The 21,933-nt window shown below is 41.3% G+C and carries 25 protein-coding genes and 1 pseudogene; 18 read left to right on the top strand and 8 right to left on the bottom strand.

The genetic code is table 11. The annotated features are described in order from the left end of the window. Window positions 1-140: 140 nt before the first annotated feature. Window positions 141-1,064, bottom strand: a complete 924-nt coding sequence (locus ACE1AT_RS12130) for a LysR substrate-binding domain-containing protein (RefSeq protein ID WP_374868572.1) — start codon at window positions 1,062-1,064, stop codon at window positions 141-143. 137 nt (window positions 1,065-1,201) lie between these two features. Between ACE1AT_RS12130 and ACE1AT_RS12135 the strand changes: the two genes are divergently transcribed. From ACE1AT_RS12135 to ACE1AT_RS12150, 4 genes are all read left to right on the top strand, one after another. Continuing rightward, window positions 1,202-1,378, top strand: coding sequence for a hypothetical protein (locus ACE1AT_RS12135; protein WP_374868666.1), 177 nt, complete (start codon window positions 1,202-1,204; stop codon window positions 1,376-1,378). Continuing rightward, complete coding sequence (locus tag ACE1AT_RS12140) at window positions 1,378-1,632, top strand: hypothetical protein (protein ID WP_374868574.1); 255 nt, start codon at window positions 1,378-1,380, stop codon at window positions 1,630-1,632. The genes ACE1AT_RS12135 and ACE1AT_RS12140 overlap by 1 nt, the downstream gene beginning before the upstream one ends. Before the next feature lie 154 nt (window positions 1,633-1,786). After that, window positions 1,787-2,662: an aspartoacylase gene (locus ACE1AT_RS12145; protein WP_374868668.1), complete on the top strand. Its 876-nt coding sequence runs from the start codon at window positions 1,787-1,789 to the stop codon at window positions 2,660-2,662. 78 nt (window positions 2,663-2,740) lie between these two features. Further along, window positions 2,741-3,337: a hypothetical protein gene (locus ACE1AT_RS12150; protein WP_374868576.1), complete on the top strand. Its 597-nt coding sequence runs from the start codon at window positions 2,741-2,743 to the stop codon at window positions 3,335-3,337. Between the two features lie 23 nt (window positions 3,338-3,360). Here the strand turns inward: ACE1AT_RS12150 and bchD are convergent, their stop codons facing one another. Next, on the bottom strand, window positions 3,361-5,397 hold the full coding sequence (gene bchD, locus ACE1AT_RS12155; RefSeq protein ID WP_374868578.1) for a magnesium chelatase ATPase subunit D: 2,037 nt from the start codon (window positions 5,395-5,397) through the stop codon (window positions 3,361-3,363). Window positions 5,398-5,595: 198 nt separating this feature from the next. Between bchD and ACE1AT_RS12160 the strand changes: the two genes are divergently transcribed. From ACE1AT_RS12160 to ACE1AT_RS12195, 8 genes and pseudogenes are all read left to right on the top strand, one after another. After that, window positions 5,596-6,012, top strand: a complete 417-nt coding sequence (locus ACE1AT_RS12160) for a XisH family protein (RefSeq protein ID WP_374868580.1) — start codon at window positions 5,596-5,598, stop codon at window positions 6,010-6,012. Beyond that, window positions 6,000-6,335 carry a XisI protein gene (locus tag ACE1AT_RS12165; protein ID WP_374868582.1) on the top strand — a complete coding sequence of 112 codons (336 nt, stop codon included), beginning with the start codon at window positions 6,000-6,002 and terminating at the stop codon, window positions 6,333-6,335. The genes ACE1AT_RS12160 and ACE1AT_RS12165 overlap by 13 nt, the downstream gene beginning before the upstream one ends. A 1-nt stretch (window position 6,336) precedes the next feature. Beyond that, window positions 6,337-6,792: pseudogene (locus tag ACE1AT_RS12170) on the top strand (DUF4351 domain-containing protein); the annotation flags it as partial. Then, the gene (locus ACE1AT_RS12175) at window positions 6,776-7,012 is read left to right on the top strand and encodes a hypothetical protein (RefSeq protein WP_096675752.1); all 237 of its coding nucleotides are present in this window, start codon (window positions 6,776-6,778) and stop codon (window positions 7,010-7,012) included. The pseudogene ACE1AT_RS12170 and the gene ACE1AT_RS12175, both read left to right, overlap by 17 nt. 6 nt (window positions 7,013-7,018) lie before the next feature. After that, window positions 7,019-7,309 carry a type II toxin-antitoxin system VapC family toxin gene (locus ACE1AT_RS12180; protein ID WP_374868584.1) on the top strand — a complete coding sequence of 97 codons (291 nt, stop codon included), beginning with the start codon at window positions 7,019-7,021 and terminating at the stop codon, window positions 7,307-7,309. Window positions 7,310-8,082: 773 nt separating this feature from the next. Beyond that, window positions 8,083-8,298, top strand: coding sequence for a hypothetical protein (locus ACE1AT_RS12185; protein ID WP_026721782.1), 216 nt, complete (start codon window positions 8,083-8,085; stop codon window positions 8,296-8,298). Next, the gene (locus ACE1AT_RS12190) at window positions 8,295-8,687 is read left to right on the top strand and encodes a type II toxin-antitoxin system VapC family toxin (RefSeq protein ID WP_053458194.1); all 393 of its coding nucleotides are present in this window, start codon (window positions 8,295-8,297) and stop codon (window positions 8,685-8,687) included. The genes ACE1AT_RS12185 and ACE1AT_RS12190 overlap by 4 nt, the downstream gene beginning before the upstream one ends. A 48-nt stretch (window positions 8,688-8,735) precedes the next feature. After that, window positions 8,736-9,449 carry an SDR family oxidoreductase gene (locus ACE1AT_RS12195; RefSeq protein WP_374868587.1) on the top strand — a complete coding sequence of 238 codons (714 nt, stop codon included), beginning with the start codon at window positions 8,736-8,738 and terminating at the stop codon, window positions 9,447-9,449. Between the two features lie 46 nt (window positions 9,450-9,495). On the opposite strand, the gene plsY is transcribed toward ACE1AT_RS12195, so the two are convergent. The 4 genes from plsY to ACE1AT_RS12215 form a co-directional block, all read right to left on the bottom strand. After that, window positions 9,496-10,173: a glycerol-3-phosphate 1-O-acyltransferase PlsY gene (gene plsY / locus ACE1AT_RS12200; protein WP_374868589.1), complete on the bottom strand. Its 678-nt coding sequence runs from the start codon at window positions 10,171-10,173 to the stop codon at window positions 9,496-9,498. Window positions 10,174-10,338: 165 nt separating this feature from the next. After that, the gene (locus ACE1AT_RS12205; RefSeq protein ID WP_374868591.1) at window positions 10,339-11,592 is read right to left on the bottom strand and encodes a DUF3086 domain-containing protein; all 1,254 of its coding nucleotides are present in this window, start codon (window positions 11,590-11,592) and stop codon (window positions 10,339-10,341) included. Window positions 11,593-11,727: 135 nt separating this feature from the next. Beyond that, window positions 11,728-12,144 carry a DUF3119 family protein gene (locus ACE1AT_RS12210; RefSeq protein WP_374868593.1) on the bottom strand — a complete coding sequence of 139 codons (417 nt, stop codon included), beginning with the start codon at window positions 12,142-12,144 and terminating at the stop codon, window positions 11,728-11,730. Window positions 12,145-12,300: 156 nt separating this feature from the next. Continuing rightward, window positions 12,301-13,071: an MlaE family lipid ABC transporter permease subunit gene (locus ACE1AT_RS12215; protein WP_374868670.1), complete on the bottom strand. Its 771-nt coding sequence runs from the start codon at window positions 13,069-13,071 to the stop codon at window positions 12,301-12,303. 408 nt (window positions 13,072-13,479) lie between these two features. Between ACE1AT_RS12215 and ACE1AT_RS12220 the strand changes: the two genes are divergently transcribed. From ACE1AT_RS12220 to aroH, 4 genes are all read left to right on the top strand, one after another. Then, window positions 13,480-13,767, top strand: a complete 288-nt coding sequence (locus ACE1AT_RS12220) for a hypothetical protein (protein ID WP_374868595.1) — start codon at window positions 13,480-13,482, stop codon at window positions 13,765-13,767. Between the two features lie 341 nt (window positions 13,768-14,108). After that, entirely contained in the window at window positions 14,109-14,258 is a 150-nt protein-coding gene (locus ACE1AT_RS12225) for a zinc ribbon domain-containing protein (protein WP_374868672.1), read from the top strand. A 246-nt stretch (window positions 14,259-14,504) separates the two neighbouring features. Then, complete coding sequence (gene sppA / locus ACE1AT_RS12230) at window positions 14,505-15,314, top strand: signal peptide peptidase SppA (RefSeq protein WP_374868597.1); 810 nt, start codon at window positions 14,505-14,507, stop codon at window positions 15,312-15,314. 105 nt (window positions 15,315-15,419) lie between these two features. After that, window positions 15,420-15,809: a chorismate mutase gene (gene aroH / locus ACE1AT_RS12235; RefSeq protein WP_374868599.1), complete on the top strand. Its 390-nt coding sequence runs from the start codon at window positions 15,420-15,422 to the stop codon at window positions 15,807-15,809. On the opposite strand, the gene ACE1AT_RS12240 is transcribed toward aroH, so the two are convergent. After that, window positions 15,792-16,871 carry a PstS family phosphate ABC transporter substrate-binding protein gene (locus ACE1AT_RS12240; protein ID WP_374868601.1) on the bottom strand — a complete coding sequence of 360 codons (1,080 nt, stop codon included), beginning with the start codon at window positions 16,869-16,871 and terminating at the stop codon, window positions 15,792-15,794. The two genes, aroH and ACE1AT_RS12240, sit on opposite strands and share 18 nt — an antisense overlap. A gap of 233 nt (window positions 16,872-17,104) precedes the next feature. Here ACE1AT_RS12240 and ACE1AT_RS12245 point away from each other — a divergent pair, with 233 nt between their 5' ends. Continuing rightward, the gene (locus ACE1AT_RS12245; RefSeq protein ID WP_374868603.1) at window positions 17,105-18,376 is read left to right on the top strand and encodes a protein kinase; all 1,272 of its coding nucleotides are present in this window, start codon (window positions 17,105-17,107) and stop codon (window positions 18,374-18,376) included. 369 nt (window positions 18,377-18,745) lie between these two features. Here ACE1AT_RS12245 and crtR read toward each other — a convergent pair whose 3' ends face one another. Then, window positions 18,746-19,642 carry a beta-carotene hydroxylase gene (crtR, locus tag ACE1AT_RS12250; RefSeq protein WP_374868605.1) on the bottom strand — a complete coding sequence of 299 codons (897 nt, stop codon included), beginning with the start codon at window positions 19,640-19,642 and terminating at the stop codon, window positions 18,746-18,748. A 469-nt stretch (window positions 19,643-20,111) separates the two neighbouring features. On the opposite strand from crtR, the gene pyk reads away from it, so the two are divergent. Next, window positions 20,112-21,881 (top strand): pyruvate kinase, encoded by a 1,770-nt coding sequence (pyk, locus tag ACE1AT_RS12255; RefSeq protein ID WP_374868607.1) that lies wholly within the window; start codon window positions 20,112-20,114, stop codon window positions 21,879-21,881. The last annotated feature ends 52 nt before the right edge of the window (window positions 21,882-21,933 follow it).

Below are 21,933 nucleotides of genomic sequence, written 5' to 3' on the forward strand. Positions count from 1 at the left end.
GAAAAAGATTTGGGTCTTGGGAACCAGGACTCCTGCCCACCGAGGGAATGTAAGACCAAAAAAACTACGGAGTTTTTGAGGCTGTTCCCGATGAATTGGGAAGCTCAGACTTCAGCCGTAGGCAAGTCTGAGTAGTTCACTTACCCACGAGAGACTTCTCTAACCACGTTCAGGAAGTTAGACAAGATTTTCGATTGATTATCTCGTCGCCAAGTCATCGCTATTTGGAACACCGGTAATTGTCCTGAGATTTTTCGATAAACAACACCTGTACGTTGAAGATTCATCACATTAGCAGGTAATAATGTTACACCGATTTCACCCGCAACCAGACTGAGAATACTTGTCATCCAGGCGGCTTCCTGTGCCACCTTCGGGTGAAATCCTGCTTCCAGACAAGCCATCCGAATCATTGTGTGTAGTCCTGGTACTCTGTCACAAGCAGGAAGTACGAATGGTTCAGCTGCAAAATCTGAGAGTTGAACTTGTGGTTGATCAGCCAGGGGGTGTTCCTTGGGTAGTACCATCACTAGTGACTCTTGCTTGACAACTTCGTAGGTAAGAAAATGGCGATCGTCCACATCTTGGAGATTGTATAAATTCTCAAAATCCACATCTAGTGTGCGATCTTGAAGTCTCTGGCGACTATCTTCAGACACAAGCTCTTGCAATCGTAAATTCACATTTGGGAATCTCTGACGAAAAACACGAAGGATATCTGGTAGCAGGCCATTAGATACTGAAGTACTAATACCAACTACTAATTGTCCGATTTCGCCTTGATTTACTTGTTTTGCAGACATCTCAATCCGCTCGACTTGTTCAAGAAGGCGTTGTGCATCTGTGAGGAAAACCTTACCGTATAGCGTGAGTTCCAAGCGAGGCTTACGGACAAACAGTTCTACTTCTAGTTCTTCTTCCAATTGTTTAATTTGCTTGCTGAGATATGGCTGAGGAATATGCAGTTGCTCTGCGGCTCGACTCATATTGATATCTTTTTGTCCAGCCTCATTCTTGAGCGTAGCTAAAAAAACAAAACGTTCTAGACGTTCTAGGTTCATCATAAACTCAATTAATTATATATAAAATCTATATGATCTTATGCTTTATATAATATTTTACGTATAACAGGAGTCTCCTGTAATAAGATTGAGAAGATATTAATTGTTAATATAGGTAATACGAGGAGTGAGTGACCGAAATACCTACTAATGCTCAACTAGAAAGTCTCTATCGCGTCGCCTTTCAACTAACGTACATGATGCTCCAGCCAATACATCTCATTTGTGTTGATAGTCGAACTCGCAACGTATATATATTAGCTGGGCATAACGAAGAGCTTGAGTTTCAAATCTTACCCAATGGGGAGTTTTTTTGATGAACTGGGTAAACTATGATGAAATGTCTGATAGTGAATTGAGGCAGTATTTTCTCAAAAATCGCACAGATCAAGCTGCTTTTCAAGCATACTTAGACAGAATTAATCAACGTCCACGCAGAATTATTGCAAGTCCCGGCGATCCTGATTTTGATCAGAAAGTTCAAGCAGCCATTTGTCAAAAGCTAGAAGCAGCTGCAAGTGATAGCGATCAGCAATATAAAACTGCGTTGGAGCAAACCGATCAGGATTAAGAGCCAGAGATTATTTTTAGAAAAACCTTAATAGTGTTATATCTAAAAGCATATAATACAATATGAAATTTGATAATTGAGTTATAGTCTGTAAACTCCTAAGATTTGATTACTCAATCATTCATTAGGACACAGAATTTTGACTACAAATTTAATCCCTCCAATTCAACGAGTTTTGATTGTTGGAGGAACTCATGGGAATGAGTTCACTGGTGCTTATCTGATCAAAAAATTTGAACAGCATCCTAATTTGGTGCATCGAGCCAATTTTGAAACTTTAACTTTATTGGCAAATCCCAAAGCATTTGCAGCCGTACGTCGATATATTGATAAAGACCAAAATCGTTGTTTCCAAAAGTCAGATTTGCAAGATTTGACGCGCTTTAGCTGCGAAGATATCCGAGCCAGAGAAATCAATAATTTATTTGGTGCAAATGGCAAAACTCCGGTTAATGTGATTTTAGATATCCACAGCACGACCGCAAATATGGGCTTAACTGTGATCAGCAATGAGCATCCTTTTAATCTGCAATTAGTTGCCTATCTTCAGAGTGTGAACCCTTTAGTAAACGTTTATATCTTACCGAAATCTATAGAATCTTCTAGTTTGCCATCTATTTGTGAATTAGGTTGCACGATTGAGGTGGGAGCAGTGGCTCAAGGGGTTTTGCAAGCCGATCGCTTTGTACAAACTGAAGCCTTAATTGAAACTGCTTTGAATTATTTAGAGCAATATAATCAAGGGAAAATTCCATCGTTTCATAACACGCTCACCTTTTACCGCCATTGTGGAACAATTGACTATCCCAGAAATGAATCTGGTGAGCTACAAGCGATGATCCATCCACAACTTCAGTTTCAAGACTACAAACCACTTGCTCCCGGCGAGCCAATATTTTTGACATTTACGGGAGAAGCGATCGCCTATCAAGGAGACTCAATAGTATATCCGGTTTTTATTAACGAAGCGGCTTACTACGAGAAGGGAATTGCGATGTGCATAACTCAGCAGGAACAAGTAATACTTTGACTTGAGTACAGCCCTTATTTACTGTTTTATTCCTGGGAAAGGTAGATATTTATCAAAATTTGATATCAGGAGTCGTCAATGTCTCAATCATCCCCTCAAAAATCAGGGTGCTTAGGTATTCTGTTTTTTCTGATCTTTGTTGTTCCATTTTTGTTCTCTGTTGTTCCATTTCTCATCTCTGAGTTAATAGCAGTGTTTCAAGGTCAAGCAAAAGTTGGTCTCAAGAATTGTTCAGTCCGAGTTGGCGAAGGCATTAGTGTGGGTTGTATTCCAGAAATTACTCCGAAATATCAATTTTTTAATATCACAAATTTGGAGAGTAAAAAAAACGCAATTACGACATCTATTCAAGAGTTTCATACACATATTAGTCAAGATCAGTGTCAAAAAATTTATGAAAAAGCCAGTGATTTATTAAAAAAAGATATCACGCAAACAGATTTCTTGAAGGATTGCGATCGCATTCATCAAGCACTTGGAACAGGAAAATCATTTGAGCTAGTTGGGTGGGAATGGCTACCTTTCGATGAAAACTCGAATGAATATATTCGTGTTTATTCCAAAGCAAGTTTTTCCAAATTAACAATCAACGAGATGTTAATTTGGCAAATCAGAGACAATCAGCCTTCATTATTTGCTTATTATTGGCAACCGAACACAGCAAAATCAAAATAATTGTCTAAGTTTTTCCGAAATACCTATCGTGATTTAATATCCGCGATCGCTCCTTTGGTCATTGCGGCGATCGCTTTATCACTAGCTTTAGGCAAATGATAATACTTACCTCCAGCAGTTTTGGCTATTTCTTTGGCAAAGCCAGTGGAAACAAATTTACTTTCGGTATCAATCACCAACAATTGCATCCCCAATGCCCGGATTCTAGCAGCAATATTTAACAATTCGGCTTTGATATCTGGCTTTTCTCCTGGTTCTTGTGGTTCGCCCAAAGAACGCGACAAGGGAATATTACCCCGACCATCGGTGATCGCTACCAGGACAATTTGACCAATATCTCCACTCATTTGAGCATTCAATCCCACCCGTACAGCTTGTGTCAAACCGTGTGCTAGCGGTGAACCGCCACCACAAGGTAATCTCTCCAAACGGTTTCGTGCTAAAGCGATCGAACGTGTCGGTGGTAACAAAACCTCAGCCTGTTCTCCTCGGAAGGGAATCAAAGCTACTTGATCACGATTTTGGTATGCTTCCGTCAACAGTTGCATCACCGCACCTTTAGCAGACTGCATCCGGTTCAACGCCATTGAACCAGAGGCATCTACAATAAATACTATCAACGCTCCAGCTTTACGTGCTAGCCGCTTCGAGCGAATATCGCCTTGTTCGATAAATACCCGCTTTTGTGCATCTCCTTGATGACGAGCGCGTCGTGCTTTTTGATACGGGGCTGCGGCTCGCATTGTGGCATCTACGGCAATGCGCCGAACTTTGCCTTTGGGTAGCATTGGCTTAATGTATCGTCCCCGGTCTTCGGAGAAGATTAAACTCCGACTCCCTGATTTACCGTGTCGCTGTGCCATCTGAGCAAAATAAAGCACACTCTGATCCAGAACGACTCCTTCCGGGTCAAAGATAAATTCTTCCGGTATATTGGGCGGTTCTTGTTGTTCTTCGTTATCTTCCTCTTCCTCCTGTTCTTGTTCTTCGTCGTCAGGTTCTTGTTGATCTTGGGGAGGAGGAGGTGGTGGTGGGGGTTGTTGTTGGTCAGGTGGGGGTGTCTGAATCTGAGTTGCCCGTGGTACGATGACTAATTCCACCGCTCGACGCAAATCATCGGCGTTGACTTGGGTGCGTCCATCCAAGGCCGCAGAAGCTTTCGCCACCCGCACAGCAAATAATTCCGCCCGATGTCCTTGGACACCACCGCGAATTGCTTCTTCGACTAAGTAAGTAATTTGGTCGTGGGTAATGCAGACATCTTTTAACCATTCCCGCGCGAAGATAATTTGAGTTTTGAGGGCGTCGATATCTTCGCTGTATTGCTGGAGAAATTCTTGAGGAGATTTAGAGTAGGCGATCGCCTGTTCCACTGCTTGCACTCTTTGGTCTAAACCCAAAACACCATCCGCAGAAAGAACAATCGCAATTCTATCGAGTAAATGCTCCCGCAAAGCACCTTCTTCTGGGTTATATGTAGCGATAAATAGGGGTTTACAAGGATGCTGGAAACTTATACCTTCCCGCTCAATTTGGTTACGTCCCTCAGATAATACTGATAAAAGTTGGTTGCTAATTTGGTCATCTAATAAGTTTATTTCATCGACGTAGAGAACGCCTCGATTTGCAGCTGCGAGTAGTCCTGGTTGAAAAATAGTTTGTCCTTGTTTGACCGACTGTTCTACATCTACAGAACCGATGAGTCGGTCTTCTGTTACTCCTAGAGGAATTTGGATGAAGGGTGCAGGAATAACTTCGGTTGGCACATTTTCTGTAGAGACGTTACATGTAACGTCTCCATACAATTCATCATCCCATTCTTCTGGGTGATTGGGGTCACAGTTGCTGAGTGAACCTTTGACAACTTCAATTGGTGGTAGTAGAGCGTGAATTGCACGCGCCATTACAGATTTTGCCGTACCACGACGACCTGCGATCGCTACTCCCCCCAATCCCGGATCAACTGCTGCTAAAAGTAAGGCTAGTTTGATTGCTTCTTGACCGACGACAGCAGCCAAGGGAAAGGTAGTAGTTGTAGCAGTTATAGTAGGCGCAGGCATGATTTTTATAATAGCTTGTCTAGGTTTTTAGCTTACCAAATCTGGGACATCTTTGGAAAAAAGCGGGATTAGTCCAAGACACAGCATACTACCTTTATGATGATCCTGTCTGGAAAATGGGTGTGGAGTGTAATTGAACTATTATATAGATAATGATTTTGCACGGCATTGCAGGTCGATTTTTTACTATATTTTACTATGCCTGCCAAAGATATCTTTCACAACGCAGTCAAACATGCTCTTGAAAAAGATGGATGGTTGATTACAGATGACCCAATATATCTAGATTTCGGTGGAGTTGAAATTTATATCGATTTAGGTGCAGAAAAACTCATTGCAGCAGAAAGAGAAGGAGAAAAAATTGCCGTTGAAGTCAAAAGTTTTATTGGAAGTTCAACTATTTCTCTGTTTCACACAGCGCTGGGACAATTTATTAACTATCGAACTGCTTTGAGTCAAGAGCAACCAGAACGAGAATTATATTTAGCTGTTCCCAGCACAACATATGAAACTTTTTTTAAACTAGAGCTAGTTCAAATTGTGATTCAATCTCAAAATCTCAAGCTGCTGATTTACGAACCAGAACAGGAAGTGATTGAACGATGGATAAAATAGTTCAATATCGGGAAATTATCAAAAGCTTGATTGTAAATTACGTCAATGAAGCTGCAACTAGAGATGACGTAGAAAGACAAATGATATTTGATACGGAACATGACCATTATCAATTAGTAAATGTTGGTTGGCGAAATCGTCACCGAGTTTATGGTTGTGTGCTACATTTCGATATTAAAAATGATAAGATTTGGCTTCAATATAACGGTACAGAAATTGATTTCGCAGAGGAATTAATTAAACAGGGTGTACCAAAGCAAGATATTGTGATTGGGTTTCATTCACCATTTATGCGACAGTTCACAGAATACGCTGTTGGTTAAATCAGACACTTTTGCAATCGTAGTGATGGCGCATTTAAAAACACAACAGACGCGCCAACAACCCCAGGAACGTAAAACTTGGAAATTTAGCTTGATTCGCCGACTGTATGATTTAGGTTTGCAAGAGCAGGATATCCGCAATCTATATAGATTTATCGATTGGGTTATGATATTGCCAAAGGCATTGGAAACAGAGTTTTGGGAACAGTTCAAACAATTTGAGCAGGAGCGTACTATGAGATACGTTACTACAGGTGAGCGCATTGGCTACGAGCGCGGTAAACAGGAAGGCGAACAGGCGCTCATTCTACGACTATTACAAAGACGGGTGGGAGAATTATCACCAGAAATACAAGAGCGTATTCAATCTCTCAGAGTAGCGAGTTTAAGTACGGCAAGTTACGGGTTATACTATATTCCAACCAACGAGGTTAGTGGTAATGTTGAAGTCAGTTGAAGGAGTTTACAAATACGGTACGATTGAGTTGTCTGAAATTCCATCTGACGTGGTAGAAAGCCGCGTCATTGTTACTTTTTTAGAAGCAAAGCCAGTTAAGTTCACTCCACAAATGATGTACTTTGGTATGTTGGCTACTTCAAATCAACACTCAACCGAAGAAGATTTCAAAATAGCAGAATTTCATGGTGATTTTGATGACGGATTGGACTGGTCTTAGGTAAAAGTGAAATACGTTATCGATACCCATGCTCTCATTTGGTTCCTAGAAGGAAATCCCCGCTTGGGAAGTAACGCGAAAACAATTCTTTCAAACCCTGAGAGCCAATTAGTCATACCTGCTACAGCTTTAGCTGAGGCTGTTTGGATTGTAGAACGTGGACGAACATCGATTTCTTCAGCAACTGCTTTACTTTCAGCAGTAAATGCAGACAGTCGTGTCATGGTACATCCACTAGACATAAACGTTATTCAACAAACTATTGGTTTATCTGCGATCGCACAAATGCATGACTGACAAATTGTTGCAACTGCTATTTTTTTGGCAAATCAAGGAGAGACAGTTGTTTTGTTAACCTGCGACCAAAATATTACCGCTTCAGGATTGGTAGCAATTGCTTGGTAAGTAAGTCAGTGGAAATAACGTAAATGCATCGTTAGTGCGATCGCCATTCTAATATGCGGTGTTAATTTTTACTTTACTGTCGGGAAGTAGTGCCTAGACACTGTAGACTGGTATATATTTAGGGTTGAGCTACCGTAAAGTTGTAAGTAGTGTAATGCTTTAAGAGTGTTGATGAGGTAATCGCAGAGTAGAGAGACAGATTATTGTCGTATAAGCTACCTAACAAATGTTGTAATAACACCATGAGCGCTTGTACAATCTTCTAAAGTAACATTGCAAAAGCTAAGATATGCCAGGAAAAGAAATCCCTGATAGCGCTATTGAATTAGTTGCTAAACATATAAACACACGAAGGATACTATCGTTGCACCCTGGCTGAAAATTGGAAGGAATATCTGCTTGGAGATACAAACCGGGTAGTATGGCGAGAGTTTACCCAAAAAGACTTAGTAGACTATTGGCATAAAAAGTGGGTTACTCCTAGACTAAAGACGTTGCAAACAAATTTGAAATTAGAAGTTGTTTTGTAGATTTTGCTAATATTTACAGGTTAATAAACCTTTCTTAGCAAGCAGCTTTAGTACTTAAGATATTGAGTTCAAACCTAAGCTGACCTACTTTTCTAGTTTTATAATGTTGCTACAGTTCCTGTTTGAACCTATACTATGCTGGCACACCGCGTTGAAACAACAATCGGACAAGATCGAAAGCTGACGTTAGAAAACTTGCCATTTCACTCTGGGGAACGGGTTGAGGTAATTATCCTGTCTCAACCCCAAAAAGCATCTGAGCAAAATAGGTATCCTCTTCGCGGAACTGCTATTCAATATGTTGCGCCGACTGAACCTGTAGCTCAAGACGATTGGGAAGTTACACAATGATTTTGCTTGATACCCATATTTGGGTTTGGTGGGTTCATGGAGATACTCAGCTCACTCAGGAATATCAAGACTATATCCAAGCGCAGGAATTACAAGGCTTAGGCGTTAGTGCTATCTCTTGCTGGGAAGTTGCAAAGTTAGTAGAGCGTGGTCGATTAATTCTGCCTTTTTCTGTAGATAAATGGCTAGATCAAGCCCTTGGTTATCCTGGTATTTGTCTTGTGGAGCTAACACCCCGGATTTGTGTAGAGTCTACCCAACTACCTGGTGATTTTCATCGTGATCCTGCCGATCAAATTATTGTTGCAACAGCACGAGTTTATGATTGTCCATTGGTGACAATGGATAGCAAGATCCGCAGTTACCCTCACGTTCAGACACAGCCGTAGAGATAGTAACCTTTTTGGTGTAGGTATCACAACCACTAAGGAGCGCCAATGAACTCAGAAAAGCAAATACCAAGTATAGCGATCGCAACTGGTGCAAATCGAGGTATCGGACTCGAAGTTGCACGTCAACTTGCTCGTCAAAATATCACTGTAATTTTAGGAGCGCGTAACCTAGAAAAGGGAAAAGCCGCTGCTGAAACTTTGGCAAAAGAAGGACTTGAGGTCTTACCGCGTTGGCTGGATGTAACTAATCAAGAAAGTATCGATCGCCTAGTAACTCAAGTCAAAGAAGAATTTGGGCGATTAGATATCCTGATTAATAATGCTGGTATTCTCTATGACACTTGGCAGCAAGCAATCAATGCTAACTTTGACACAGTACACGAAGCACTAGAAACGAACACCTTTGGTCCTTGGCGCATGTGTCAAGCATTTATTCCCCTGTTACGTCAAAGCAAACATGGACGAATCGTTAATGTTTCCAGTGGAGCCGGATCGTTGACTAGCATGAGTGGTGGTACACCAGCCTACAGTGTATCGAAAGTAGCACTTAATGCACTGACTCGAATGCTAGCTGAAGAATTAAAAGGAACTGGTATTCTTGTGAACTCAGTGTGTCCAGGCTGGGTTGCTACTGAGATGGGTGGCGCAGGAGGACGACCAGTTGAAGATGGTGCAGCAGGGGTTGTGTGGGCAGCAACATTACCCGATGATGGGCCTACAGGTGGATTCTTCCGCGATGGTAAGCCTCTGGCGTGGTAAAAAAAGGAACGGGGAACAGAAAAACAAATTTTCCCCGCGTCTTCATTCAAGCTTCAGATGTTTCTGTTTGTAATTTTTGTCCTAGCTTTGGTTCAGTACCTGCGATGATGCGATCAATATTACTACGATGACGCAGAATCACGTACAAACCAGCAGCAACGCCAAACAAAATGTAGGGTAAGGGTTGATGCAGAAGTGTCATGAAAATGGAAACTGCGATCGCACCCGCAATTGAACTTAAAGACACAATCCTTGATATTGCCACAACAACGGCAAATACTCCTGCTGTTGCTAAAGCAACTTGCCAATTCATCGCCAACAAAACTCCTAAACTGGTAGCAACAGATTTACCGCCAGTAAATCCCAAAAAAATAGATTTGCTGTGTCCAAGTACCACTGAAAATCCAGCTAAAGTCACCATCCATGCTTCCCAGATTTCAGGATTGACTGTTGAGGGAATGAAATTTTGAATTTGGGCAAAATGGAATAACCAGTAAATAAGAAAGATGGCTAAAACTCCCTTTAGGCAATCAATTAACAACACAAATGCCCCAGGGCCTTTACCCAATGTTCTTAACACATTCGTTGCGCCAGTAGAACCAGAACCAACTTCGCGAATATCAATACCTTTTAATAGCTTCACCACTGTGTAGCCAGTGGGGAGAGAACCCAACACATAAGCTACAAATAAAATTGCCCCACACAAACTTAACCAAGTAGACATAATTTTGAATTATTGGTTGTTGGTTGATAATTGATTGTTAGTTGTTGGTAATAAATAATCGAAGTTACCAATGACAAATGACAAATGAGCAATGACTATTGTACAGACGCGATTTATCGCGTCTCTAATCACCAATTGATTCATCGCGTCTCTAATCACCATTGACTAAAAATCATCTTCGTAACTTCTCATCATTTTGGGGTCAGGGGCGAAGGCTAACCACAAAGGAAATTGCAATAGTGCCAAGCTAATTACTTCTTCAGAATCATCAATAATAATTAAAGGCAATTGTTTGGATTTTTCTAAGCGTTCGGCTTTTTGTGCGACTGCTTCTGGAGACTCAAATAATACAACACCCCGATCAGGACCAAAATCTGGACGACCAATTCCTAAACAATCTTGTAAACCGCGTCGCCATTCACCCAAGCGTTCCGGTGTATTAGCTAAAACTAGAGTACGGATGCGATCGCCATAAATTTTGTGCAATATCGAAATCGCTGCGGAGGCTACTAGTATATTTTGTAACCTACTGCCCATTGTCCGTAAAGCACCCCGTCCACCTTGGTTGAAAAACCAGTTAGAAACTCTTTCGGCGTGGACTGGTTCAAAGGTACGACGCAACTGCCACGCTGGGCCATAATAATCTGGTTTAGTGCGGTATTGGTCAATGAGGCGACGAATTTGCTTGCTAGTGTCTTGAAATTGCTGTTGGGTAAATTGTGGTGTTCCTAATTCGGTTTCAGCCGATCTGACTTCCTTGATCAAAACTTTTTCTGGTTCTGGTTTTGATGCTGGAACTAATTGTAATTGTTCTGCGGCTATTGCTAAATCCTGTAAGCTACCAGCTAGATAGTCTTTAAAACCCTGTACTCGGATTGCTAATTCTTGAGAAGCACCTGCAAACGTGGTTCGCATCTCGTTGCGAATGCGTTCTTGACGCCGTTCTAGTTGTTCTACAGAAATTTGCAGCGCATTTTTACGTTGTTCTAAGCCAGAAAGCGTCTCTTGCACAAAATTTCCCATTGCAATTTGCGTTTGATTCATTTGCGCTTGCAGGGTTTTATATGAAGCTTGTAAGTTAGCAATTTCTGCTTTTAAGGCTTGTTCTTGTTCTTGTAACTCAGCTAGTTGTTGTTGTTTGGCTTGAATTTCTGGTTGATTTTCTGATCCGAAAGTGGTGATTGCTTCTTGTTGCTCCACTGCAAACTCATCATTAGGATTAGTTGCTTGTGAGTTTGCTGTTAAATGATTTTGGTTTTGTTCTGTATCCACTGTCGAGTTTTGCGTCATTGCTTCTAATACTGGTTCAACAGCTAAGTTTTCTCTTTGTCCATTTGTAGGTATAGGAGGGCTTTTTTCCTCTCTGGATTGCAAAGATTCGTCTGTGGGTTGTTGATTTTGAGCTTCCTCTGGATACATAAAAATTAGTGTAATTCCTATGACGCAATTTAAAGAACTTTTAGCAAATATACAATCTAAGATTAAATCAGTTACCAGTTCTCAGTGATCAATTTGTAGCTGATAACTGTTAACTGATCACTGATCACTGATTTCCTAAATACGTGGACAGCGTTGTTCCAAACAAATTTTTAGAGTCTTGGGATCAAATAAAATTGGTAGAAAATGGATGCTTTTAACTTCTTTAAAGTAAAACAGGATGGGAACACGATCCCAGAATATCCGCCAATTTTGCCATTCTTGATAAGAAAAGCGCCGAATTAATTTTTCTCCTCTGTATACATCTAAATCAGTGGCAGTAAATTGTAGGCGCAATGTTACTGTCTGAAACATGAGAAATAATCCAAATAGTGCGATCGCACCTCCTACCCAAGGTTGCACTAATAGCAGTGGAATAACCGTAATCACTAACACTACAGGGATGTTGTAACTAGGCTTAAGTTCCACAGTTGAAGTTGATAATGGTGTGCTTGTTGTAGTCACAGTCTCAAATCCTGTTCTGTTAGTAGACATTATTCTTATTTTAGGAGTTAGTGGTTAGTCAACCTCTAGCAGGATTTTGGATTACTCTGTCGAGTAGACAGGGAGTGTCTACTTGCAGAAGTCGCTAACGCGCCTACCAAAGGTAGCCGCACTTCGTGCGTCTATGGATTTTGGATTGACCATTAACTAAAACCCCTGTGTTAACGCACTCCCAGTTCCTTGAAACATTAACCAAGAAAGAAAGAAATTACTAGCAAATATGACCAACAAGGCAGTAACGACAGCAGTTGTCGTTGATTGTCCCACACCTTTGGCTCCTCCCGTTGTTGTCAAGCCCCAGTTGCAACCAATAATAGCGATCAAAACTCCAAAACAACACGCCTTGATCATGGCGCTGACAATATCCCAAGTGTCCAGAAAATTACGGGCTGAGTCCAGAAACTGCGTATCAGAGAGGTTGTAAATATTTGTAGCAATGATCAAGCCTCCCAGCATACCCGTCACCAACGACAGCAGGGTTAAAATTGGCATCATCAAAAAGCAAGCAAGTAAACGGGGAATAACTAGATAATCAATTGGATCTGTCTTCAGCATCAATAAAGCATCTATTTGTTCAGTTACTCGCATTGTTCCAATCTCGGCTGCAAACGCCGAACCAACACGTCCTGCTATAACTACAGCTGTGAGGACGGGTGAAAGTTCCCGTGTTAACGCCACTGCTAATACTCCACCAACCAGGTTTCCTGCACCAAAGTTGATAAACTCCCGTGCTACCTGAATAGTAAATACCGCACCTACAAAAACAGCCGTTAGTAGCGCAATAAATAGCGAATCTGGCCCTACTACAGCCAACTGTTCTACAGTATTACGACGATGGATTTTTCCTCTAAGGAGATGGATTATAACTTGTCCACCTAAAAAAATCGCTGTCAGCAATCGCTGACTCCATTTTCCCAAACTAGATGTAGATGTAATCTCGCTCAATGTTCACCAGCTAACTCAGTAACTGCAATAAGAATAGCAATTTAGTCAATGGTCAATGGTTATTCTCCCCATCTTCCTTGTCTCCCTTCAAATTTTGGTTAACTAAGTTTAAATCTCATCTCAGAAATTAACATTCAAATCAGTAGGAGTTTTTCTCTAAGTATGCTGATAAAGAGTCCTGCTAGGCTAGGTTTTTCGGGATTATCTAGATTGGATCTCTTGTCTGGGTTGAAGGCATATCTGAAAATTTGTGTGTAGGTATTTTAATGAAAACTTAAGATTTTTGAACTCTCGTCCATTGTATTGCGATCGCACTTATTGTAGAAAGTGACTACTCAGCTAAACGGCTATTGCTTTTTTAATTCAGGGAGCCAGACCTTCATGACGATTTGGATTAACTTTCTCCGCTCGCTACTGCTGACGATCATCTTTAGTTTTGTCGCACCCATGTTCTTTGTCGGCAGCATACTATTAACTGTGTCGCTAATGGGTCATATCCCTATCTTGCAAGCTGTGACCGAAGCGATCGCTAACCCAATTATGCAGTTTCTCGCTATTTTTGGTAGCGGCAACGCTATCGAAGGGTTATTTACTATTAGTTTGACCTGTAGCTTTGTTGGGGGATTGTTTGATACTTACGCTTATTACAGATGTCAGATTTTACGCTAACATTTTTGTCACAGCAGCATTTTTCCAGCCGATTTTATATTGGACGTCAAGATGCAGTCAGTAAAAGAATATCGCTATACTGTTTGTGGGCGTAGACTCTTAGCGTTTTTTTCTATGCCAGAGGCATTCCCCTAGATGCCTCACCCTACTCTTGCCGCTTATGTATAAACTACATCAAGCTGAGGTCAGCAAAAATCACAATAAGCTGGTATAGTTAAGTTTTATATATAAAAATATTTTTTTGAATAAAATTATCTTATTGTGGCGTAGACTTAATCGTCACATAATTAAAGCTTGGTATAACCTTTCACCTCATTCATCGATGGGAGCCTACTAGTCAGATTTGTTCCGAATGTGGCTACAAATGGGGTAAGCTGGATTTGAAAGTTCGGTCGGTTCGATGCCTCAACTGTGGCACTGAACACGACGGAGACGAAAATGCAGCAAAGAAATATAAACAAAGTCGGGATAGGGCATTGCCACGACTCTAAACGGGCGCAGAGGAAGAATAAGACTATTTCGATAGCATCATCCGATGAAGCGTCAAGAATCACCGTCTCTTCAGAGCGGTGAGTATGTCAATTTTAAAAGTATTGTTGACCGATAATCCCTTGATGGTACAAGCCCCCAGATTTATCCGTGGGGTCAATCCAAAATCACGCCACGTGCTACAACGGAGGGAACCTCCAAGGGCGCAGTGGCTCCAAAATCTAAAATCCAAAATAGTTTGACTGCACATGGTTTGGCCTTTTAAGCCTAGATTTCGTAAACAAATAGCTCGAATTGAAATTACTGGTGCGATCGCTAGCAACACTCGCAAACGCGTACTAGAAGCCCTAGAAACCGTAGAAGAAAAGAAATTCCCAGCTTTACTGCTACGTATTGATAGCCCTGGGGGTACGGTTGGTGATTCACAAGAAATTTACAGCGCCCTCAAACGCTTACGTGAAAAAGTAAAAATCGTAGCTAGTTTTGGTAATATTTCTGCGTCTGGTGGCGTCTACATTGGGATGGGCGCTGAACACATCATGGCTAACCCAGGGACAATTACGGGTAGCATTGGTGTAATTTTACGTGGCAACAACTTAGAACGCCTGCTCGAAAAGGTTGGTGTGTCCTTCAAGGTAATTAAATCTGGTCCTTACAAAGACATTTTGGCATTTGACCGAGAACTGACTGAACCAGAACAGAATATTTTGCAAGAATTGATTGATACAAGTTATCAACAGTTTGTGCAAACAGTCGCCGAAGGAAGAAATTTAGCCGTAGAAACTGTGAAAACTTTTGCTGACGGTCGGATTTTTACTGGTCAGCAAGCCGTAGAATTAGGGATTGTAGACAGGTTAGGCACTGAAGAAGATGCTCGTCGCTGGGCAGCAGAACTAGTTGGTCTTGATCCGGAAAAAACACCCGTCTTTACCCTAGAAGAACGAAAACCTTTGTTGAGCCGCTTGTTACCAGGGAATCGTCAGGCTGCATCTGGAATTAGCTGGCTAGAATTTGAAGTGTCTACAAGTGGTCTACCTTTGTGGTTGTATAGACCATAAAAATGTCAAGTGTCAATTGTCAAATGCTCATAGCATAAAGTTTTGACAATTGACTCTTGACAATTGACTCTTGACTCTTGACTCTTGATTAATTAAGGAGGATAAATGGTGGAGTGGCGAATGCGTGCGATTCGCGGCGCAACAACCGTTTCAGAAAATACGGTTGAGGCAATGCAAGAATCAGTAATGGAACTATTAGATGAGTTGGAAAAGCGTAATCAACTGCATCCGTCGGATATTATTAGCATTACTTTTACAGTCACGCAGGATTTGGATGCAACTTTTCCGGCTGCGATCGCACGCCAACGCCCCCACTGGGATACTGTCGCTATGCTAGATGTACAACAAATGCATGTCGAAAGCAGTTTAAAACATTGCATTCGCTTTTTAGTTCATGTCTATTTACCTGTATCTGCTCCAGTGTCTCATATCTATTTACGTCAAGCCCAAAAGTTGCGTCCTGATTGGTGTTTACCCTTAGCGCATCGGGACTAAACCAGCCTCCTCTATTAGCTGTTGTCCTTGATCAGTCAACAAAAGATTTGTATAAGCTTCTCCTGCTTGTTGCTGTTGACTGTTGTTTTGCTTAGTAATTACATATAACTTGGTAATTATTGGGTAACTACCATCATTAATAGCCTCTGTATTGACTTGATTGCGTTGTTGGGGACACTGATTTTTCGATACTGGAGGTTCAATGTAGGGTGAAACTAATTTTGTCGAATCTAAACCCACAGTTAATAGTTTAACTGTACATTGAAATACTATTGTCCGAGCAGCAGCGTAATAAATACCACCAGGAGTCTGATTAACTCGGCGCAGTGCTTCTGTCGGAGAGTAAACATACTGGATGTTAGAACCAAAAGTTTGCTGGTTTAAAATTTCTTTGTCACCAAAGATGACTGTATCTGCACTTTCCGGGCGTTGAGAGAAGGGGGTAATTGCTAGATCCGGTCCGTCTAGTTGTTTCCAATTAGTGATTTTTCCGAAATAAATCTGCTGTAATTGTTCCACAGTCAGACCTGAGACTTGCAGCGATGGATGAGTTGCGATCGCAATACCATCAACAGCAACCTGACGTGACGCAAGTTGGAAACCTCGTTGAGTAGCGATTTTCTGTTCTGCGGCGCTGGGGGGACGAGAAGATTCCACAAAATCCAATTTCCCGTCAAGTAACATCTGAATTCCCGATCCAGAACCCGGACTGCTACTGGTGGGGTCTACATAGAGTAACTGTAGTTCTGGGCGAGCATTTTGGATTTGAGCATCAACTAATGTTCTAATTGACGCCCAAGCAGTACTTCCACCATGTTTGAATGAGCCAATGGGAACGTTAGTAATTGTCTGGAAAGTTGAATCACTACGACCAGAGGTAGTACTTGTACCTTGACTCATAGGTCTTGAGAAAGTACCGTTATCAATTTGCAAGCGCGGTCTGAGCCATAACCACAGTCCACCAATAATTATGATTGTGATGAGTTCGCCGACAATTAGACCTCTGACTATTTGTACAGCGTCTTTGCTCAGTGGTACGCCTCTTCTGCGTTCATTAGTCATCTTTTGTTACTGGCGTTTACTGGATTATACCAATTCGGAATTTTAAATTAAGAATTTAAAATTCCGAATTTCTCGCTATTTTTGAATGCACTCCTGATAACTCTTGATAAGATTTAAATATTACTTCTGGTGGTTATAGGTAAATCTATTTTAGTGGAAACTATATATTAAATTTATAAGTAAATTAGTCTTAAGTAAAGTTACTTAATGTAATCGTCAGATACACCATAATAATGTTAAGTCAGTTACTAGGAGAGCGATACCAAGTTGTTCAGGTTTTAAGTCAAGGTATATTTTGTCAAACGTATATAGCGCAGGACATCTACTCTTACGACTGTCCTATCTGTGTAGTCAAGCATTTTTTACCAAGTAATAAATGTCCTATACCAATAGAAATACGTAGGCGTTTATTTATTCGAGAAACAGAAGCCCTGAAAAAGCTGGACAATTATGACCTAGTTCCCAATCTTCTGACTCATTTTGAAGATAATCTTGAGTTTTACCTGGTACAGGAATTCATTGATGGACATCCCCTGAGTGCAGAACTTCCTGTTGGTAAGCGTTGGTCAGAAACGGAAGTCTTTCAATTACTGGTAGAAGTTTTAGAAATCCTGAATTTTATTCATAATCAGGGGTTGATTCATCGCGATGTTAAGCCAAGCAACATTCTCAGACGTAAGCAAGATAATCGCTTAATCTTGATTGATTTTGGTGCTGTGAAACCCATCTGGAATCAATTGATCAAAGATTTTATTTCCCATGATCAAAATACTACCATTGCGATCGGTACACCTGGATACATGCCTCATGAACAAGAGCGAGGTAAACCCCGTCCTAATAGTGATATTTATGCTCTAGGTATGATTGGTATCCAAGCACTAACGGGAGTTCATCCGACACATCTACCAGAAGATCATCATACAGGTGAAGTAATTTGGCAAAACCTAACCTCAGTCAATCTTGAGTTAGCCTCAGTACTCAATAAGATGGTGCATTATCACTTTAAAGACCGATATCAATCAGCACAAGAAGCACTATCAGCATTGCTACCTTTGGCTAGTTTATACACATCCACTCAAGCAGCAAATTCTACATTACTATTCAAATTTTCACCTCAAACCTTACCACCAGAAGAGGATACTTATCTAATTTCTGGAGAACACAAAACATTAGCACCACAGTTGATCGACCAAACAAGCAAATTCACAATTCCAGAGACATTAGTCTCACCAACTAATATCTACAAATCAATCCAAGATCATGAAAAGTTGGAACTGCAAAATATCTCATCAGCACAGAGTAATAACCAAGCTTTTGATCATGATAGTCACGCAATAAATTCCACTATGACAATTTTTATCAAAAGACCAGCTTTGTTAATAGGGCTGGTGCTAGGAACGATCTCTGGTTTAATTTTAATGGTTGTCAGTTATTGGTCAGTGCAGATAGTTACTCCTGCTCCTAAAATGCAAGACTTGCAATTACACAAAAATGTCGCCCCTTAAGTTTTGCTGATTACTAACCTATGTTCACCAAGTGATCGATTCTGGTTAGGTTGGACACTATCCCTATAAATCAAAAACGCTACAATTCCAACCACAACAAAATTAGTAATTAGCAGTCCAATAGTACTCCACATCGAAATTTTCATCTTGATCACCAGTGATGATTTGAGCTAGTATTTTGCGTACTATCACTCACGAATAACTATTGTATACAAGTTGCAATCAAAGCAAATAACATTGATATTTTATATCATGTTCGTTTGAACGCTTATAGTCTCGGTTGAAATAGGTAATGGGTAATTGGTAATTGACCCATTACTCATTACCCATTACCGAGAAATCACACTCCGAGCTTGATGTAGGATGAGCTTAATCCACTGCTTTTTTCCCATGAAAACGAATTCCTAAAACAATGTCGTAAAGGAAATCAAAAAAATCTTTTTTCTGGAGTAATCCTAAAGATAGATGACAACCTTTTTGATCTAACAGGGGTTTCATGAGATGGTATGTAGGCTGATAATTGTACCAAGGGATAGAAGGCCACAAATGATGAATTAAGTGGTAATTCTGTCCAAGAATCAAAATGTTGAGAATTGGGTTAGCATAAACACGAGCATTTTTCCAGCGATCGCGTTCCGCAAAAGGACGATGGGGCAAATAATCAAAAAATAATCCCAAAGCTAGCCCTACGATACCAGAAGGTACAAACCAAAAATTGAGAATGTAACCCAAAAAATGATAATGAACTGCGGTAAAGACAATTGTCACCACAAATAAGCGGCTGAGAAACCATTCTAGAAGTTCATACTTCCGCCAGAGACGTCTTTTAAAGAAAAATATTTCGTGATAGAAAAAACGCACTGCGATTAACCACAGTGGACCACCTGTAGAGACAAAATGGTCTGGGTCGTTTTTCGGATCGTTGACATGAGCATGATGCTGTAAATGAACCCGTGTAAACACCGGAAAAGCAAAAACTAGCATCAAAGCGCTACCATGCCCTAACATCGCATTAATGATCTTATTGCGATGGGCAGACTGGTGACAGGCATCGTGAATTACCGTACCGGAAATATGCAAGGCAAGGATATTCATCACAAATGATATCCAGTGCGGCCAGTGCCAAACCCAGTAACCAAGGCAAGATAATACAACGATCGCTACAGCTGCCAAAAACATTAGCAGCGTCGGATTGAAGCCACCAGGAGGCGCTAACAATTCTTTGGGGGGGACTGTCAGTGGCTTCTGTACCTCCGACGTCAGCATCGTGAACTCCTTCATTAATCAAATTTTGCTAGTTAACTAAGGGTCAAGTCAGGGTAAAGCTAAAAGGGTAAAGTAAAAAACATTTCCCTTCAGTTTCTCCTAGAGGAAAAGTGATAGCACTCAATCCGCTCTGAAAAATAATAAAGTTTTAAAGTTTTGTGTAGCAAGATTTATCGATAATCTTCGCATATCATGGGCAAAATAACGGTATGATTCGAGTCGAAGCTTTTAGCTTTGATATTTAACCCGCTATAAGTTACCGCCATTAAATCAGCCAACAGTAAACAGTAAACAGTGATCAGTGACCATTTATCAACCTGACAACTGAACAACTGACAACTGATAACTGAATTTAGGGTGTAAGGGTGTAAGGATGTGATGGTAAGGATTTTGATTTTCCTACACCCATACACCTCATAAACCCCTGGTGAAGCTAATTCCCTGAGTAGCTCCCTAGATTCATCCCCGTATGCAATTGAAAGACTCTTTACGCCGTACCAAAATTGTTGCCACCATTGGCCCTGCTACCAGCAGTCCAGAAATGCTCAAAGCTATTATTGAAGCTGGTGCAACAACACTTCGATTGAACTTTTCTCATGGTTCCCATGCTGATCATCAGCGTAATATTCGCTTAATTAGGCAAACAGCCTTTGAACTTAATCAACCGGTGGGAATTCTCCAAGACTTGCAAGGGCCGAAAATTCGCTTGGGCAAGTTTGATAATGGATCGATAGTGTTAGCAAAAGGCGATCGCTTCACCTTGACCAATCGTCCAATAGTTGGTACACAAGAAATCAGCTGCGTGACCTACGATTATTTAGCAGACGAAGTACCTGTAAGGGCGAGAATTCTCCTTGATGATGGACGAGTCGAAATGGTCGTTGAGGAGATCGACAAAGAAAAAGGTGATCTCCACTGTCGTGTTACCGTCCCTGGTACTCTTTCCAATAACAAAGGCGTAAACTTTCCTGGAGTTTACCTTTCCATTAAAGCCATGACCGACAAAGACCGTGAAGATTTGATGTTCGGTCTGGATCAAGGTGTTGACTGGGTAGCACTTTCCTTTGTTCGCAACCCCCAAGATGTCATGGAAATTAAGGAGCTAATTTCCAGCGCTGGTAAAAATGTACCAGTAATTGCCAAAATTGAAAAGCACGAAGCGATCGAACAAATGGAAGCAATTTTGGCTTTGTGTGATGGGGTGATGGTTGCTAGAGGCGATTTAGGTGTAGAACTACCAGCAGAAGACGTCCCCATGTTGCAAAAGCGATTAATTGCTACTGCTAATCGCTTGGGAATTCCCATCATCACCGCCACCCAGATGTTAGACAGCATGGTCAGCAATCCCCGTCCTACCCGTGCTGAAGTGTCGGATGTGGCAAATGCCATTCTCGATGGTACGGATGCGGTGATGCTCTCCAATGAAACTGCTGTTGGTAAGTTCCCAGTTGAAGCTGTGGCGACGATGGCGCGGATTGCGGAAAAAATTGAGCAAGAAAACATCCAAAACAATAACGCTAGCCAAGTTAGAGATCGAAAGCGCTCCATTCCGAACGCAATTAGCCAAGCAGTAGGACAAATCGCTCAACAACTAGGAGCCGCAGCCATTATGAGTTTGACTCAAACAGGCTCCACAGCTCGCAACGTTTCCAAATTCCGTCCTTGGACACCTATTTTAGCAATTACACCCCATGTAAATGTCGCCAGACAATTGCAACTGGTATGGGGAGTCAAACCTTTGTTGGTATTAGAATTACCCTCAGCTGGTCAAACGTTCCAAGCAGCCTTAAACGTAGCCTTAGAAAATAATCTTGTTTTTGAAGGAGATTTGGTAGTCATGACCGCCGGTACACTGCAAGGCGTTTCCGGCTCCACTGACTTGATCAAAGTAGAAGTTGTAACAGCGATACTAGGACGGGGAATTGGACTCGGACAAGGCTCGGTCAGTGGTCGCGCACGAGTCGCACACACCAGTATGGATGTGAGTAACTTTAACCCTGGTGATATTTTGGTTGCACCCCGCACCAGTGCCGATTTTGTCGAAGTAATTCGCAAATCCGCAGGTATTATTACTGAGGAAGAGAGTCTCACTTGTCACGCAGCAGTCATCGGTTTGCGTCTCGGCGTTCCTGTGATAGTTGGCGTCAAGAAAGCCACACAAGTAATTCGAGATGGCTCGATTCTTACAATGGATATGCAACGGGGTTTAGTTTACTCTGGAGCAGTGGGAACTCCTTAAGAGTTAAAGGGTTTGTAGTGAGCGCTTTAGCGCTCAAAAAGGACTAAAGTCC

It is taken from the genome of Pelatocladus sp. BLCC-F211 (assembly GCF_041928655.1).
Taxonomy (GTDB): Bacteria; Cyanobacteriota; Cyanobacteriia; order Cyanobacteriales; family Nostocaceae; genus Pelatocladus.